Genomic DNA, 16,712 nt, shown 5'->3' with positions numbered 1-16,712 from the left:
TGGATTGACACGCATGTACATCCCCAGCGGGGAGACGAGCGGAGTCCGTACGTCATCGTCGGCAGGCGTCCCTACACCGGCCGTACACCGTTATGGCGGCGTACGGCCGGAAGTAGGACGTTGTTGGACAAGTCTGCGGACGGACGCCAGCGGGCGCGGTGGACGCCAGCACGCGGGGGGATGTCAACGGGGAGTGGATGCCGGCGGGCGCGGGTGGGTGGCGGGGCGGGTCAGCAGGCGGAGACGCCGCGGGTGTAGCCCGTTGCGAAGGACTGTTGGCGCTGTTCGGCGGTGCCGTGGGCGGCGGGGTTCAGCCAGTCGTCGGTGGGGTCACCCGCGGCGGCCAGGTTGAGGAGGAGTTCGTCCTCGTCCCCCGGCTCGGCGGTCAGGGCGCCGGAGTCGATCAGGGCTTTGAGGGTGCCGCCCGCGTAGCAGTCGGCCTGGAGCTCGATCTGGACGTTGAGCCGGAAGCCGGTCTGGAGCTGGGACTGTACGGCGTGGCCGAACTCGTGCGGGATGATCAGGTAGACCGAGCCGTCGCCCATCTCGCTCCACAACCCCTCCATCCAGGCCCGGTCGTAGGCGATGAAGTGGCCGGCGGGGCAGTAGAAGGCGTTGTTGGGCACGGCGGGCTCTCCGCCACAGCTCGGGCCGGACTCTCCCGAGTAGGGGACAAATCGGGAAACAGGCTGATAAGTCCGCCCCAGCGCGGCGAACTGTTGCTTCCAGAACTCCTCCGTCAAGGCCCTGGCACCCCGTACGTCATCCTCGAACGAGTCGGCGCCGCCCACGTCCCTCGACGGCGCCTGGACGAGCCCGCACCCGCCGAGCAGCATCGTGAGCACCGCGACGAGCAGCACCACGCGTGGCAAGGGCCGTCCAAGGCGAGGAGAAGGAGGAGACGTCGGGTCGTACAGGGGCACCGGGGGTCGTGTCACGACTTCAGACTGCCCACGTGTGCACAGGCTCATTCGTGTGCATGCGTTCGATGTACTCCAGCGTCATCGCGCGCAGCGCCTCGTGCCGGTCGCCGCCGAGCGCGCGCACCTTGTCCACCTGCCAGGTCGCCCCGGTGCGGCCCGTCAGGCAGCGGCCCTCGATGACGCCGAGCAGCCTGTCGGCGACGGCCCCGTCCACTCCCCAGCGGGCCAGCCCTTCGTGCGCCATGGGCAGCAGGCGGCGCAGGATCAGCTCGGCGGCGGGGACCTCCCCCATGCCGGGCCAGTACAGACGGGCGTCCAGGCCGTGGCGGGCCGCGCTGGTGAGGTTCTCCTCGGCGGCGGCGAACGACATCCGGCTCCAGATCGGCCGCTCGGCATGCGGCAGGACGCTCATCAGGCCGTAGTAGAAGGCGGCGTTGGCGACGACGTCCAGCACCGTCGGGCCCGCGGGGAGCACCCGGTTCTCCACCCGCAGGTGCGGTCTGCCGTCCACCACCGCGTACACCGGGCGGTTCCAGCGGTAGATGGTGCCGTTGTGGAGGGTCAGCTCGGGGAGCTCCGGGGTGCGTCCCCGGTCCAGCTCGGTCCGTGGGTCCTCCTCCTCGCACAGGGGCAGCAGCGCCGGGAAGTAGCGGACGTTCTCCTCGAACAGGTCGAAGACGCTGGTGATCCAGCGCTCGCCGAACCACACGCGCGGGCGCACGCCCTGCGTCTTCAGCTCGTGCGGGCGGGTGTCGGTGGCCTGCTCGAACAGCGGGATCCTGGTCTCCCGGTGCAGCTCCCTGCCGAAGAGGTACGGCGCGTTCGCCGAGACGGCCACCTGGGGGCCGGCGATGGCCTGGGCCGCGTTCCAGTGCGCGGCGAACGCCGGCGGGCTGACCTGGAGGTGAAGCTGGAGGCTGGTGCAGGCGGCCTCGGGGGCGAGGCTGTCGGCGTGCGTCTCCAGGCGCTCGACGCCCTCGATCGCCAGGTGCAGATCCTCTCCCCTGGCAGCGAAGATCTGCTCGTTGAGCAGACGGTAGCGGGGGTTGGCCGAGAGCGTGCCCTCGCCGATGTCCTGCTCACGCAGGGTGGGAAGGATGCCGATCATGACCAGGTGGCAGCCCAGGGACCTGGCCCGTTCCTCGGCGTGGTTCAGCCGGGCGCGAACGTCGTTCTCCAGGTGGAACGCGCCGTGGTCGCTGAGGTCCTTGGGCTCGACGTTGATCTCGATGTTGAACTGGCCCAGTTCGGTGGCCCAGTCGGGGCGCGCGATCGCGGCCAGCACCTCGGCGTTGCGCATGCACGCCTCGCCGTCCGAGTCCACGATGTTGAGCTCGATCTCCAGCCCGGCCAACGACCGGTCATCCTCGAAGCGGGACTCCCGCAGCATCTGAGCGAAGACATCCAGGCATCGTCGTACTTTTTCCCGATATTTCCGGCGGTCATCCCGACTGAACGCGACAGCCGGCACATCTCTGCCCATACCAGGAAATGTCGCACGCCACGTCCCTCAAGACCAGCCCAGAACCCGCCCGGAACCCGATCCTTGCCCGCTCCTGACCGGCCGCATAGCCGCCCCACCATCCCGGACCCGGCCCGCCTTCACAAGAGCCGGCCCGCCTTCACAAGAGCCGGCCCGCCTTCACAAGACCCGGCCCGCCTTCACAAGAGCCGACCCAAGAAGCCTCAGCTCAAGAAGCCACGGCCAAGGGCACCGGCTCACACCAGCCGGCGCGCCGTGGCCCAGCGGGACAGCTCGTGCCGGTTGGACAGCTGCAGCTTGCGCAGCACCGAGGAGACATGCGTCTCGACCGTCTTGACGGAGATGAACAGCTCCTTGGCGATCTCCTTGTACGCGTAACCGCGCGCGATCAGCCTGAGCACCTCGCGCTCGCGCTGCGTCAGCGAGTCGAGCTCGGGGTCGATGGAGGGCGCCTCGGACGAGGCGAACGCGTCGAGCACGAACCCCGCCAGCCGTGGCGAGAACACCGCGTCGCCGTCGGCCACCCGGCGGATGGCGTCGGTGAGCTCCTTGCCGCTGATGTTCTTGGTGACGTAGCCGCGGGCGCCGCCCCGGATGACGCCGATGACGTCCTCGGCCGCGTCGGAGACCGACAGGGCGAGGAACCGCACCTGGGAGCCCGCGCCGAGCACCCTGCGCAGCACCTCCTGGCCGCCGCCGCCCGGCATGTGCACGTCGAGCAGCACCACCTCGGGCTGCAGCTCGGCGATCGCCTTGACGGCGGTGTCGACGTCCTCGGCCTCGCCCACCACCTGGATCGAGTCGCCCAGCTCGGCCCGTACGCCGGACCGGAACAGCCGATGGTCGTCGACGATCAGCACCCGCGTCATTGCTTGTCCACCTTCATGGTCAACATCACTTCTGTGCCCTCACCCGGTTCGGTGCGCAGTCTGGCGGTGCCTCCGTGGCGTTCCATCCTGCCGATGATGGACTCCCGGATGCCCATCCTGTCGAGCGGCACCGCATCGAGGTCGAACCCCTTGCCCCGATCCTTCACGAAAATCGTGATGGTTTCACCCTCCACTTCCGCGTAGACGGAGATGGACGGGCTCCCAGAGTATTTGGCGGCGTTGACCATCGCCTGCCTGGCCGCCTTGAGGGTGGCCGCGAGCCGGCCGTGGGCGTCGAGGTCGATGTCGCCCACGCAGACCACCTCGATCGGCACGCTGTGCGCGTCCTCCTCCTCCGCGGCGATCCTGCGTACGGCCGCCGCGAGGGTGGCGTCGGCGTCCTGGGCGGGCTGGTAGAGCCAGTTGCGCAGGTCGCGCTCCTGGGCGCGGGCCAGGCGGGTGACCTCCCGCTGGTCGTGCGCGACCCGCTGGATCAGCGTGAGCGTGTGCAGCACCGAGTCGTGCACCATCGCGGCGACCTCGGCCCGCTCCTCCTGCCTGATGCGCTCGCGCCGTTCGAGCTGCAGTTCCTTCCACAGGCCGGCGAGCCACGGCGCGGCGACGACCGCGAGCCCGCCGACCACCACCCCCGTGAGCATCAAGCCCTGGCCGGCCTCCTGGAGCCGGCCCTCCATCACCAGGAAGCCCACCCCGCCCGCGACCACGAGCAGCACGCCGAGCAGGGTGCGCACCCGGTTGCCCCGGATGCTCTTGGTGGCGCCGCTCACCCAGTTCTTGCGGCGCTCGGGGTCGGCCTGCTGCCACAGGATCAGCCCGCCGATGCCGCCCACCGCGAACGGCAGCATGCCGAGCCCTCCCTGGGAGGCGCCGGTCAGGAAGCCGAACGCGAACAGGGCCACCCCGATCGCGGTGAACGCCGACAGCTGGCTCCAGTCACGAGCGGGCGACCGCCCTTCGTACGGCTCCCGTGGCGTGATCATCCAGAGCACCGCGTAGGCGACGACGCCCACCCCGTCGACCACGCTGAGCAGCACGAACACCAGCCTGATCACCACAGGGTCGAGCTTGAGCTGCGTGGCGAGCCCCTGGGCGACACCGCCGACGAGGCGGCCCTGCATGGGGCGCATCATGCGGCGGAAAGGCCTGTCGGCCCGGGGCTCGGCGAGAGTCTTCTGGTCAGCCATAACATTCACATCGTCACATGTCATGCGGTCGCGGGCATCAGGGAACGACCCCCAGGGTCGGGTCAGGGGTCTCCCGGATGCGGACCACCCGCCGCTGGGTCCACGATGGTGACATGACGCAAGCGCCACCCAGGGAACCGGTCGCTCCCCCCAGCACGCTGCGGCGCAGCAGCGAGGGGCGCTTCCTCATGGGAGTCTGCGCCGGGCTGGGCCGGCACACCGGCATGGACCCGGTGGTGTTCCGCGTCGGCTTCACCGTGCTCCTGCTCGGCTCGGGCATCGGGCTGTTCCTGTACATCGCCGCGTTCCTGCTGATGAAGGAGCCGAACGGCAGGCCCGGCCTGGTCGAGCAGTGGACCCGGCGGGACTTCGACGCCGACACCGTGATGGCGTTGCTGACCGCGGTGCTCGCGGTCGGCCTCGGCCTCAACGTGTCCACGGTCTGGCTCGGCACCGGCACGCTGGTGGTCGGCCTGGTGCTGGCCATCTCGTTGCTGGCCGCGCACGCCCATGGCGTGGATCTGCTCGGGCTGGCCCGGTCCATACCCGAGCGCCTCAACCGCCGGCCCCGGCAGGGTGACCTGGACGATTACGGCGTGCCGGTCACGATGGCACCGCCCCCCGCCGCCCGGCCGTTCCCCGACCCCGCCACGACGGCCCACGCACACGCCGCCCCAGAAGCACCCCCGGTGCCCCCGGTGCCTCCGGTGCCCTCGGTGGCCCCGGAGGCTCCGGAGGCCAGGACGGCGCGGTTCACCACGGCCTCCCCGCAGACCCCGCCGGACGAGGCCGCGCCCGATCGGACGCCCGCCGGCGAGGACGAGATCTCCGCCTACGGGACACTGGCCGCCGACGAGGCCGAGCAGGCGGGAAACCCCCCTTACGAGCCCCGCGCCGACGAGCCGCGCCACCGCCCCGGCCCGTACGACGAGCCGCGCCGCCCCGACCCGTACGACCAGCCGCGCCACCGTCCCGACGCGTACGACGAGCCGCGACGCCGCCCCGACCCGTACGAGCAGCCGTACCAGCGTCCGGTGCCCAGGACGGCGACGCACGCCTCCTACGGCGAGCCGTTCGCGCCGCGCGGCCCGTACCAGCCGCTGGACCCGAGACGGCGGGCCGGCTACTCGCCGTACGACCCCGCGCTGTACGGGCGGCCGGTCAGGCCGCCGCGTGAGAAGCGCCCCAAGTCCTTCATCGGCGCGATCACCATCCTGCTGGCCCTCATCGTTGGAGGAATCGTCGTGGCGGTCCAGGCCGCATCACCCTCGGGAGTGCATCCCACGATCGTCGCCGGCGCGATGCTCGTCACCATCGGCGGCGGTCTGCTCATCGCGGCCTGGTGGGGCCGGGGCGCCGGGCTGGTCGCGGCGGGCACCGTGGTCGCGATGCTGATCGGGGTGGGCCTGATGTTCGGCGGGCTGCCGTCGAAGGTCGGCGCGTCGGTCTGGCATCCGACCAGGGCGGCGGAGGCCGCCAGGCTGTACGACGCGGGCGTGGGCGACGGCAGGCTGGACCTGTCGGAGCTCCGGCTGGAGCCGGGTTCGAAGGTGACGTTCAACGCCTCGATCTCGGTGGGCACACTGACGGTGATCGTGCCGCCGGCGGCCAGGGTGGAGGTGCACGCCAGCAACAAGCTCGGGGACATCCAGGTGGACCAGTCGCTGCGGGGTGGCGTGGACGTCCGGTTCGACAAGGTGCTCACCCCGGAGGTGACGCCGAAGGGCGACGTCGCCACGATCGTGCTGAACCTCAAGGGCGGCGTGGGCGACCTGGAGGTGCGGCGTGGCGCGTGATCTCGACAGGCCGCGCCGATCGCACCGGACCGACTGGATGGCGCTGCTGAGCGGCATTCTCTTCATCGTGCTCGGCATCCTGGTGCTGACGGATTCGATCACAGATCCGCTGGTGATGCTGCCGATCACGGTGGTCGGGCTGGGTTTCGCGGGCCTGGTGGCGATCCTTACGAAGGTGATTCGTAGCAAGTAGCCCTTGACCGGGACAAACTCGGGCGTACGTTGGCGTTGTCCGCCTTTCCCCCTGCTCCTGAGGGAGGACGTATGCCCCGTGTCACCGTCACCGTCGACGGGATCACCTACCAAGAAGAGGTCGAGCCGCGGCTCCTCCTCGTCCATCTCCTACGAGAACGGCTGGGCAAGACCGGCACTCCTGTCGGCTGTGACACCAGCAACTGCGGCGCCTGCACCGTGATGCTCGACGGCAAGAGCGTCAAGAGCTGCTCGGTCCTGGCCGTACAGGCCGACGGCAGCGACGTCGTCACCATCGAGGGCCTGGGCGCCAACGGCTCCATGCATCCGATGCAGCGGGCCTTCCACGAAGAACACGCGCTGCAGTGCGGCTACTGCACGCCCGGCATGGTCATGGCCGCGATCGACCTGCTCAGGGACACGCCTGAGCCGTCCGAGGAGGCCATCAGGCAGGGCCTGGAGGGCAATCTCTGCAGGTGCACCGGATACTGCAACATCGTTCGCGCGGTGCGTCGGGGCGCGCAGGAGATGGGGCAGGCGGTGAAGAGCTCATGACCGAGGTCGGCCGGCCCAGGAAGCGCAAGGAGGACGCCCGGTTATTGACCGGCCGTACTCAGTGGACCGACAACCTGCGGCAACCGGGGATGCTGCATGTGGCGTTCCTGCGCAGCCCGATGGCGCACGCGCGGATCACCCGGGTGGACGTGTCGGGGGCGCGCGGCCTGCCGGGGGTGGTCGCCGCGTTCGGCGGTCAGGATCTCGCCGGGGAGCAGGGCAGCCTGCCGTGCGCCTGGCCGGTGACGGAGGACGTGATCATCCCGGACCACCCGCCGATGGCGGTGTCGGAGGTCCGGTACGTGGGCGAGGCGGTGGCCTGCGTGGTCGCCACGGACCGCTACCTGGCCGCCGACGCGCTGGAGGCGATCGAGGTCGACTACGAGCCGCTGCCCGCGGTGATCGACCTGGCCGAGGCGCTGGCCGAGGGCAGCCCGAAGGTGCACGAGGAGGGCAACAAGGCGTACTCGATGAAGATCACCACCGGTGACATCGACGCCGCCTTCCAGGACGCCCCCGTCGTCATCGACCGGACGTACGTGCAGCAGCGCCTGATAGGCGCGGCGATGGAGCCGAGGGCGGTGGTGGCCACCACCGACGGCGACTCCTTCACGCTGTGGTCGTCCACGCAGATCCCGCACGTGCTGCGGGTGATGCTGGCGCTGACCACCGGCATCCCCGAGCACAAGCTCCGGGTGATCGCGCCGGACGTCGGCGGCGGGTTCGGCACCAAGCTGCAGGTCACCGCCGAGGAGGTGCTCTGCCTGCTGCTCACCCGCAAGCTCGGCAAGCCGGTCAAGTGGAACGAGTCCCGCTCCGAGGGCAACCTCACCGTGCACCAGGGCCGCGGCCAGATCCAGCACATCCGGCTCGCGGCCGAGGCCGACGGGCGCATCCGCGGCCTGCAGGTGGACCTGCTGGCCGACATGGGCGCCTACCTGGTCCTGCTCACGCCGGGGATTCCGCTGCTCGGCGCGACGATGTTCAACGCGATCTACAAGATGGACGCGTACGAGTTCGGCTGCACCGGGGTGTTCACCACGAAGATGCCGACCGACGCCTACCGGGGCGCGGGCCGGCCGGAGGCCACCTTCGGCATCGAGCGGATCATGGACGAGCTGGCGGCCGAGCTGAACGTCGACCCGCTGGAGGTGCGGCGGCGTAACTGGATCAAGCACGAGGAGTTCCCCTACACCACCATCTCCGGCCTGACCTACGACTCGGGCAACTACGAGGCGGCGACCGAGAAGGCGCTGTCGCTGTTCGGCTACGACAAGCTGCGGGCCGAACAGTCCGACCGGCGGGACCGGGGCGATCCGGTCCAGCTCGGGATCGGTGTCAGCACGTTCACCGAGATGTGCGGGCTGGCCCCCTCCAAGCTGCTGGGCGCGGCCCGGTTCGCGGCGGGCGGCTGGGAGCACGGCTCGGTGCGGATGCTGCCCACCGGCAAGGTCGAGGTCATCACCGGCACCTCGCCGCACGGCCAGGGACATGTGACGGCGTGGAGCCAGATCGTGGCCGACGCGCTCGGCGTGCCGTTCGAGGACGTCGCGGTGGTCCACGGCGACACCGCGATCTCGCACAAGGGCCTGGACACCTACGGCTCGCGCTCGCTGGTCGTCGGCGGCGTCGCGGTGCTGCAGGCGTGCGAGAAGGTCAGGGAGAAGGCCCGCAGGCTGGCCGCGCACGCGCTGGAGTGCTCGCCCGAGGACCTGGACTTCGCCGAAGGCGCGTTCACGGTGCGGGGCACCGACTCCCGGCGGACGATCCAGGAGCTGGCGTTCGCCGCGTTCACCGCGCACGACCTGCCCGACGGGGTGGAGCCCTCGCTGGACTCGGACGCCACGTTCGATCCGGACAACTACTCCTTCCCGCACGGCACCCACCTGTGCGCCGCCGAGGTGGACACCGAGACGGGCCTGGTCAAGATCCGCTCGTACGTGGCGGTCGACGACATCGGCAAGGTGGTCAACCCGATGATCGTCGAGGGCCAGGTGCACGGCGGCATCGCCCAGGGCATCGCGCAGGCGTTGTTCGAGGAGGCCGTGTACGACGCCGAGGGCAACCTGCTGACCAGCACGCTCGCCGACTACCTGGTGCCGTCGGCGGCGGACCTGCCCGATTTCACCACCGACAGGACCGAGACCCCTGCCACGAGCAACCCCCTGGGCGCCAAGGGCGTCGGCGAGGCGGGCACCATCGCCTCCACGCCGGCCGTCGTCAACGCCATCGTGGACGCCCTGCGGCCGTACGGCGTGCAGGACATCACGATGCCGTGCACGCCCGAGCGGATCTGGCGGGCAGTGGAAGGAGCGCGGCCATGATCCCGGCCCAGTTCGGCTACACCCGTCCCGGCTCGCTCGCCGAGGCGTGCCAGGAACTCGCCGCCGACGAGGAGGCCAAGGTGCTGGCGGGCGGCCAGTCGCTGCTGCCGCTGCTGCGGATGCGGCTCGCCTACCCCACCAAGCTGGTCGACGTGGGGCGCCTGCCGGAGCTGGCGGGCGTGCACGACCGCGGTGACCACGTCTTCATCGGCGCGATGGCCACGCACGACGAGGTGCTGCGGTCCGGCGTGGTCAACGCCGACTGCCCGCTCGTCGCGCTCGCCACCGCCACGGTGGCCGATCCCGCGGTACGGCATCGCGGCACGTTCGGCGGCTCCCTGGCGCACGCCGACCCGGCGGGTGATGTGCCCGCGGTGGTGCTGGCGCTGGACGGCGTCCTCGTCGCCAGGTCGGCCGACGGCGAGCGGGAGATCCCGGCGGCGGAGTTCTTCGTCGACTACCTGGAGTCGTCGCTGCGGCAGGGCGAGATCCTGGTCGGGGTGAAGATCCCGAAGCTCGGGGCCGGCTGGGGCTTCCACTACGAGAAGTTCCAGCGTACGGCGCAGGCCTGGGCGATCGTGGGCGTGGCCGCGGCGGTCAGGCGCTCCAACGGCGCGATCCAGGAGAGCCGGATCGCGCTGACGAACATGGCTCCGACCCCGGTGCGGGCGCACGCGACCGAGACCGCGCTGGCGGGCATGGACCTGGGCGGCGAGGTACGGCAGGCGTGCGCGGAGGCGGCGGCGGACACCTCTCCGCCGGGCGACCTGCACGCTCAGCCTGACTATCGCCGGCACCTGGCCCGGGTGCTGACGCATCGGGCCGTGCGGAAGGCCGCCGGGTCGGTCTGATCCGGTTCACGTGGGGGCGCACCTCTTTCGGGGCGCCCCCACGACACGTACGCTCGCAACCAGCGGGAAGGAGCGGATCGATGGCGATGCGGTTCGAGCACGAGTTCACTGTCCCGGTTCCGATCGAGCAGGCGTGGGCGGTGCTGCTCGACGTCGAGCGGGTCGCGCCGTGCCTGCCCGGGGCGGCGCTGGACGTCTTCGAGGGCGAAGAGTTCACCGGCAGGATGAAGGTCAAGGTCGGTCCGATCACCGTCACCTATCGGGGTTCGGCCACGTTCGAGGATGTCGACAAGGACGCGCACACGCTGACCCTGCGGGCGTCGGGCAAGGAGGCGCGGGGTTCCGGCACGGCGGCGGCCACGGTCAAGGCGCGGCTCACCCCGGGTGACGGCTCGACGGCGGTGGCCGTGGAGACCACGTTCAACGTGACGGGCCGGCCCGCGCAGTTCGGGCGCGGGGTGATGGCCGAGGTCGGGTCGAAGCTGATCGACCGCTTCGCCGTCAACCTCGCCGAGTTACTCGCCGAGCCCGTCCCCGAGCCGCCCAAGGACGAGGCACCCAAGGACGAGGCGCTCAAGGACGAGCCGGATCGTCATCTGGCCGCCGTGCCCGAGCCGGAAGTCCGCCCGTCAGGCACGACCCGCACCTCGCTGACGCCCGACGAGGAGGCGCTCAACCTGCTGGAGATCGCCGGCCGGCCGCTGCTCAAGCGGGTGGCTCCGGTGCTCGGCGGGCTCGCGGCGCTGCTGCTCCTCGGCTGGTTGATCCGCCGGCTCACCCGCTGATTTTCGGCAAAAAGCCCATCAAGTACGGACACACACGCTGAACTGAGGGAATGCCACCCCCATGACACTCGGGGGGATGGCATGCCGATCTGCACCGTCGTCGTGATCACCTACAACGACGCGCCCCGTCTGCCCAGGGCCGTACGTTCGGTCCTGCGCCAGTCGCTGCGCGACCTGGAGGTGATCGTCGTCGACGACGCGAGCACCGACGAGACGCCCCGCGTCGCCGCCGAGCTCATGGAGAGCGACCCCCGCGTGCGCTACCTGCGCAGGCCGGCCAACAGCGGCGGCTGCGGCGCGCCCAGGAACGACGGCCTGGACGCGGCCGCCGCCCCCTACCTCATGTATCTCGACAGCGACGACGAGCTGCCCCGGCACGCCTGCAAGAGCTTGCTCACCGAGATCGAGCGGACCGGCGTCGACTTCGTGTCCGGCCAGATCTCCCGGCTGTACGAGTCCAGCGGGCGGCTCAAGCCGTACTATCCGACGCTGTTCGCCAGGCGGCGGGTGGTGGCGGGCATCGGCGAGGAGCCCGAGCTGTTCCTGGACTCCTTCACCACCAACAAGCTCTACGACGTGCGGTTCCTCAGGGACGGCGGGCTGCGCTTCCCCGAGGACATCCACTACGAGGACCACCCCTTCTCCACCGAGCTGTACGCGCGGGCCCGCCGGTTCGCGGTCGTGCCCTGGGTCGTCTACCACTGGCGGCGGACCCCTGGCGGCACCTCCATCTCGCTCAGCATCAAGGAGATGGACAACGTGCGCCACCGGGTCATCGCGGCCCGGCGCAGCGACGACATCCTGCGCGCCCACGGCCTGGCCCACCTGGTGCCCGCGCGTCAGTTCCGCTTCCTGCACCAGGACCTGCGGGTCTACCTCAACCCGCTGCCCACCAGGGACCGGGTCTGGGTGAAGGAGTTCGCCGCGATCGTCAGGCCGTACCTGGAGGGGATCTCCCCCGAGGTGTTCGACCGGATCGACCCGATGGCCCGGGTCTGCGGCCATCTCATCCTCGCCGACCGGGTCGACGACCTGCGCGTCGCGGCGGGCTCGCTGACCGGGTCGAGAGCCGCGCCGCGCGCCGCGGTCCGGATCCACGACCGCACCTACTGGGGCACCACGGTCTCCCCCGGCATGGACATCACCGATCTGGGCCTGGCCGAGCTGCCGTTCTCGGCCGCGCGGCTGCGGCACGAGGTGGCGGAGCTCGCCCGGGACGGCGACCAGGTGAGGATGACCGTGCACACCTACGACCCGTTCGGCGCGCTGCCCGTGGACTGGCAGGCGTTCCTGCGGGTCGGCGGGAAGCGGATCCCGATCCAGCCGCAGGCGTCGGGCGAGGGCGGCTACGTCAGCGAGGTCACCTTCACGCCGGCGGGGAAGTGCGACCCGCGCATCGGCTTCACCCGCCTGTCCGACGGCCACACCACCACCGACCGGCTGCTGGTCGACCCGGCCATGGAGCCCGTCGAGCTGCCGGGCGGCACGGTGCGGGCCGAGGGGTACGCGGCCTACCTGTGCGTCCGGCCGAAGACGGCCAGGTCCTCCTTCATCCGCAAGCTCAGGCGAAGGGTGCTGAAGCGGATCGGCACGCCGGCGATGAAGCTGCGCGTCTACAAGGCGCTGATCAAGGTGCTGCCGCCGCGCAGGAACCTGGCCTTGTTCGAATCCGACGTCGGCAAGGGCTGCACCGGCAGCCCGCGCGCCCTCTACGAGGAGCTGCGCCGCCGTGAGCTGCCCATCGAGGTGGTCTGGTCGGTGGCCAGACGACGAGACGACTTCCCCGCGGACGCCCGCCTGGTCCGCCGGGGAAGCTGGGCCTACGTCTGGACCATGGCCCGCGCGGGCTACTGGGTGGACAGTCACGGCTTCCCGCTCGACTACCCCAAGCCGCGCCGTACCCGCTATCTGCAGACCTGGCACGGGCAGGGCATCAAGTCCATCGGCTTCGACGCCCCCGACCTGCGCGCCGACTTCGACAAGCCGCGCGAGCGGTGGCGGGCCGCGGTGGCCCGCTGGGACGCGCTGGTGGCGCCGAGTGCGGAGTTCGCGCGCTGCTTCCTGCCGTCCAACGGCTACACCGGCAAGGTCTACCGGTGCGGCACGCCGCGCTGCGACGCGCTGCTGCGCGGCGAGGTCACCGACGACGTCCGACGCCGGCTGGAGATCCCGCAGGACCGCAAGATCCTGCTGTACGCGCCCACCTACCGCGACCGGGCCAAGGGCAGTGGCCGGTCGGTCCGGGCGGACCTGGCGCTGATGGCCAGGGAGCTGGCGGGCGAGTGGGTGGTGGTCCTGCGCACCCATCCGGTCGAACGGTTCGAGCCGCCGGAGCACCTGCGGCACTTCGTCCGCCCGGCCGGGTCCTATCCCGAGATCAACGACCTGATGCTGACCTCCGACGCGCTGCTGACGGACTACTCCTCGGTGATGTGCGACTACGCGCTGACCGGCAAGCCCATGCTGTTCCTCATCGACGACTGGGACGACTACCGGCTGTCGGAGCGCGGCGTCTACCACGACCTGCCGTCGATCGCCCCCGGCCCGTGCGTGACCACCACCAGGGAGCTGATCGGCAAGCTGCGCGACCTGCCCGCCGTGCACGACTCCTACGCCGACCGGTACGCCGCCTTCCGCGAGCTGTGGTGCGCCGACGAGCGCGGCGACGCGGCGCACCGGATCGTGACGGACTTCTTCACCGGGAGCGAGCGGTGAACGTCGTCTTCACCTGCCTGGACGCCGACACCCTCGGCGGCATCCAGCAGGTGACGCATACGCTGGCCCAGGGGCTGGCCGGGCGCGGGCACGAGGTGCACGTCATCGGCCTGCACCGGTCCGCCGCGCCGTTCCACTACGTCGACGAGCCCCGCTACCGGCGGCACCTGATCAGCCGGAGCCCGGTGCGCCCGCAGGGACTGCTGGCCCGCCACCGGCTGAAGGAGCTGCTCGGCCCGATGCGGCCGGGGTACGCGGTGCTGACCTCACCCTCGGTGGTGACCCGCCTGACGGGCCTGCTGCCCGACGCCCTGCGGCCGATCGGCCACTACCACGGCTCGTACGAACACGCCCGCGGCTGCTGGCACCTCGGCTCGATCAGAAAGCACTACCCCGGCCTCGACCAGGCCGTGTTCCTCAGCGACGACGACGCGCGGCTGTTCGCCGAGCACGCCCTGCTGCCCAACGCCTGGGCGCTGCCCAACCCGCTGGCCGCCTGGCCGGACCGGACCTCACCCCTGACGACGCCTCGCGTGCTCGGCGTGGGCCGGCTGGAAGGCGTCAAGCGGTTCGACCGGCTGATCAGCGCCTTCGCCCGATCCGGCGCGCCCCGGCCGTGGCAACTGCACCTCATCGGCGACGGCGGCGAGCTGGACCGGCTGCGCGCGCACGCCGCCCGCGAGGGCATCGTGGACCGGGTCGTGTTCCGGGGCCGGGTGCCCGCCGCGCTGATGCCCGAGGAGTATCTGGACGCCTCGATCCTGGCGGTGACCAGCGAGCACGAAGGGCTGCCCGTCGTGCTGCTGGAGGCGGCCGCGCACGGGGTGCCGGCGGTGGCGTTCGACGTGTCGGGCGGCGTCAGGTCGGCGGGCCCGGTGCTGGTCCCGCCAGGAGACGTGGACGCGTTCGGCGCCGAACTGGCCCGGCTCACCGGGTCGGCGCGGGAGCGGCGGCGGGTGGGCGCCGCCGCTCGGGCCGGAGCCGCGGCGTTCCGGCTCGACCCCGTCCTCGATCGCTGGGAGTCGCTGTTCCAGCACATCGAGCGCTGAGCGTTCCAGCACGTCGATCGCAGAGCGTTCCGTCACATCGAGCGCTGAATGTTCCAGTACGTCGAGCGCTGAGTCACCCGGCTCGCTCGGCCAGCTCCGGCGACTCGTGGCGCTGCTGCGGCACCCCGGCGAGCGCCCGCTGGCCGGTGGTGAGCATGGCCGCCACCGGGCTCGGCTCGCGCAGCCGGTTGAACCGGTCGCGCATGGCCTTGCGCATCCGGCCGGACCGGCGCTTGTTCATCGTCTTCTGGCAGAGCGCGAGGTGCTCCTTGGTCGCCGGCGCCGCCCCGGTGAGCTCATAGCCGTGGGCCTCCAGCCGCTCGCCCAGGACGTGCTCGCAGAGCGCGATCTCCCAGGCGTCCAGGCGCTTGGCCCAGCTGCCGACCCGGCTGCGGGTGACCTCGCCGTGCGTGTTGCTGTGCCAGACCTTGTGGACGGGCACCGCGATGCTGGCCGCCTCGCGCGGCGAGACCATGGACGGCGCGAAGTCCTCGCCGAGGAACGCGCAGAGCTTCTTCAACTCGGTCGAGGGATCGTCGGTGAGGTGCTCGTAGCGCAGCTCGAAGTAGCTGTCCTGGGGCAGCGTCCGCCGCAGCCGGTCACCCGCGTCGATGGCCTCGGCCCAGGTGGAGACGGCGTGGAAGGAGTCGTGCGTGTACCACGGCATCTCCTTCAGCGAGGCCACGCAGTCGCGGCCGTCCCTGATCAGGTGGATGAACTGGGCGTCGGGGAAGAGCCTGAGCAGCAGGTCGGTGTGCTTGACGTAGCTGGGCCGCTTGTCGCCCCAGCGCGGCTTGCCGAACCGCTCGGCGTACATCCGGAACGCGGTGCCGATCACCGAGCCGAGCGAGCCGGGGCCGTCCACGGCCTGCTGGACGAACTCGTGCTTGTCGATCTTGAGCTCGCGGAACTTGGTGCTGCGGTCGGTCGCGATCCACTCGGCCAGCGAGCGCCGGCACGAGACGTCCCGCAGGTCGCCGAACGAGCGGCGCCGATAGTAGGCGGGCATCAGGAACCGCGTCTCCGGCGGCACCGCGAGCCGCGGGTGCGAGTGGAGCATGAGCTGCAGCATCGTGGTGCCGGAGCGCGGGCAGCCAATGACGAATACTGGCCGATCGGACATGTCGAACCCCCGAAAACTTAGACGAGAACGTGCTCTCGGCTCCTCTGGGGCACCTCGTGCCTGCGCGTGAAGAGCCACAACCGGTGGACAAGGAAGATCTCGTTGGCGAGCAGCAGAACACTGGCCACCACCGAGATCGGGATCAGCGCCGCCGCCCCGATGAGCGGCGCGATCACGAACACCGCGGCGTGGAACTCGATGCCGCTGATGAGATGCGAGCGGACCCGGCGACGGGCCAGGAACCTGTTGAGCCGCCGCAGGAAGGACGGCATCCGCCGGACCGGCCGGCCCTGCCGCGGCGCCGGCACCAGACCGTCCAGCTCCGCCTCGGCCCGCCCCTCCTTGATGACCTCGCGGACCCGCTTCATCTGCGGCGCGTTGACGTACCTGAACAGGTCCAGCACGGCCAGCGCCGCGCCGAGCACGATGTAGCCGGCGTCCCCCGTCAGCGTGTACTGCCCGTAGGCGAGACCCGCCGCGCACAGCACCACCCTGACCCGGTCACCGACGTAGTCCAGCCAGAGGCCGAAGGGCGTCCCCGTGCCCTTGAGCCTGGCCACCTTGCCGTCGACGCAGTCGATCATGAAGCTCAGGTAGAACAGCACCGCCCCGGCCGCCAGCCGGTCCGTCGCCAGGAACACGGCCGAGACCAGGCCGAGGAGCAGCGAGAAAACCGTGAGCTCGTTCGGCGTGATCCGGGTGCGGTTGGCGACCACGAGCGCGACCCGGCAGGCGACCGGATCCACGAAGTACACGGTCCACCAGGAGTCTCTCCGCTTGCGTGTCTCGTGGACGTCATCGAGCGAATAGGTCCTCATGGACTACAGCATGGCCACGAGTCG

General features: G+C 70.9%; 14 protein-coding genes. 8 read left to right on the top strand and 6 right to left on the bottom strand.

What is annotated here, in order from left to right:
- Positions 1–230: 230 nt before the first annotated feature.
- The 4 genes from OHA68_RS19490 to OHA68_RS19475 all read right to left on the bottom strand — a co-directional run bounded on the left by OHA68_RS19490 (position 231) and on the right by OHA68_RS19475 (position 4,480).
- On the bottom strand, positions 231–863 hold the full coding sequence (locus tag OHA68_RS19490) for a neutral zinc metallopeptidase (protein WP_327109526.1): 633 nt from the start codon (positions 861–863) through the stop codon (positions 231–233).
- 79 nt (positions 864–942) lie between these two features.
- Entirely contained in the window at positions 943–2,313 is a 1,371-nt protein-coding gene (locus OHA68_RS19485; protein WP_327108894.1) for a glutamate--cysteine ligase, read from the bottom strand.
- Between the two features lie 329 nt (positions 2,314–2,642).
- A complete protein-coding gene (locus OHA68_RS19480) occupies positions 2,643–3,275 on the bottom strand; it encodes a response regulator (RefSeq protein ID WP_189141145.1) in 633 nt (210 codons plus the stop codon).
- Positions 3,272–4,480 carry an ATP-binding protein gene (locus OHA68_RS19475; protein ID WP_327108893.1) on the bottom strand — a complete coding sequence of 403 codons (1,209 nt, stop codon included), beginning with the start codon at positions 4,478–4,480 and terminating at the stop codon, positions 3,272–3,274. Before OHA68_RS19475 ends, OHA68_RS19480 begins: the two co-directional genes overlap by 4 nt.
- A gap of 113 nt (positions 4,481–4,593) precedes the next feature.
- Here OHA68_RS19475 and OHA68_RS19470 point away from each other — a divergent pair, with 113 nt between their 5' ends.
- From OHA68_RS19470 to OHA68_RS19435, 8 genes are all read left to right on the top strand, one after another.
- Positions 4,594–6,276, top strand: coding sequence for a PspC domain-containing protein (locus OHA68_RS19470; RefSeq protein WP_327108892.1), 1,683 nt, complete (start codon positions 4,594–4,596; stop codon positions 6,274–6,276).
- Positions 6,266–6,469, top strand: a complete 204-nt coding sequence (locus tag OHA68_RS19465; RefSeq protein ID WP_327108891.1) for a hypothetical protein — start codon at positions 6,266–6,268, stop codon at positions 6,467–6,469. The genes OHA68_RS19470 and OHA68_RS19465 overlap by 11 nt, the downstream gene beginning before the upstream one ends.
- Before the next feature lie 71 nt (positions 6,470–6,540).
- A complete protein-coding gene (locus OHA68_RS19460; protein WP_189141149.1) occupies positions 6,541–7,023 on the top strand; it encodes a (2Fe-2S)-binding protein in 483 nt (160 codons plus the stop codon).
- A complete protein-coding gene (locus OHA68_RS19455) occupies positions 7,020–9,347 on the top strand; it encodes a xanthine dehydrogenase family protein molybdopterin-binding subunit (RefSeq protein WP_327108890.1) in 2,328 nt (775 codons plus the stop codon). The genes OHA68_RS19460 and OHA68_RS19455 overlap by 4 nt, the downstream gene beginning before the upstream one ends.
- Positions 9,344–10,198, top strand: a complete 855-nt coding sequence (locus tag OHA68_RS19450) for an FAD binding domain-containing protein (protein ID WP_327108889.1) — start codon at positions 9,344–9,346, stop codon at positions 10,196–10,198. Before OHA68_RS19455 ends, OHA68_RS19450 begins: the two co-directional genes overlap by 4 nt.
- 80 nt (positions 10,199–10,278) lie before the next feature.
- Positions 10,279–10,983, top strand: a complete 705-nt coding sequence (locus tag OHA68_RS19445; RefSeq protein WP_327108888.1) for an SRPBCC family protein — start codon at positions 10,279–10,281, stop codon at positions 10,981–10,983.
- Positions 10,984–11,064: 81 nt separating this feature from the next.
- Positions 11,065–13,698 carry a bifunctional glycosyltransferase/CDP-glycerol:glycerophosphate glycerophosphotransferase gene (locus OHA68_RS19440; protein ID WP_327108887.1) on the top strand — a complete coding sequence of 878 codons (2,634 nt, stop codon included), beginning with the start codon at positions 11,065–11,067 and terminating at the stop codon, positions 13,696–13,698.
- Positions 13,695–14,747 (top strand): glycosyltransferase, encoded by a 1,053-nt coding sequence (locus tag OHA68_RS19435; RefSeq protein WP_327108886.1) that lies wholly within the window; start codon positions 13,695–13,697, stop codon positions 14,745–14,747. Before OHA68_RS19440 ends, OHA68_RS19435 begins: the two co-directional genes overlap by 4 nt.
- Before the next feature lie 73 nt (positions 14,748–14,820).
- Here the strand turns inward: OHA68_RS19435 and OHA68_RS19430 are convergent, their stop codons facing one another.
- Both OHA68_RS19430 and OHA68_RS19425 read right to left on the bottom strand, forming a co-directional pair.
- Complete coding sequence (locus OHA68_RS19430; RefSeq protein ID WP_327108885.1) at positions 14,821–15,870, bottom strand: sulfotransferase family protein; 1,050 nt, start codon at positions 15,868–15,870, stop codon at positions 14,821–14,823.
- Between the two features lie 17 nt (positions 15,871–15,887).
- The gene (locus OHA68_RS19425) at positions 15,888–16,688 is read right to left on the bottom strand and encodes a CDP-alcohol phosphatidyltransferase family protein (RefSeq protein ID WP_225277647.1); all 801 of its coding nucleotides are present in this window, start codon (positions 16,686–16,688) and stop codon (positions 15,888–15,890) included.
- Between the last annotated feature and the right edge of the window lie 24 nt (positions 16,689–16,712).

The sequence above is a fragment of the Nonomuraea glycinis genome (genome assembly GCF_035920485.1).
GTDB lineage: Bacteria > Actinomycetota > Actinomycetes > Streptosporangiales > Streptosporangiaceae > Nonomuraea > Nonomuraea glycinis.
Note: the sequence above shows the minus strand (reverse complement) of the source record. Positions and strands in the feature narration are given on the sequence as shown.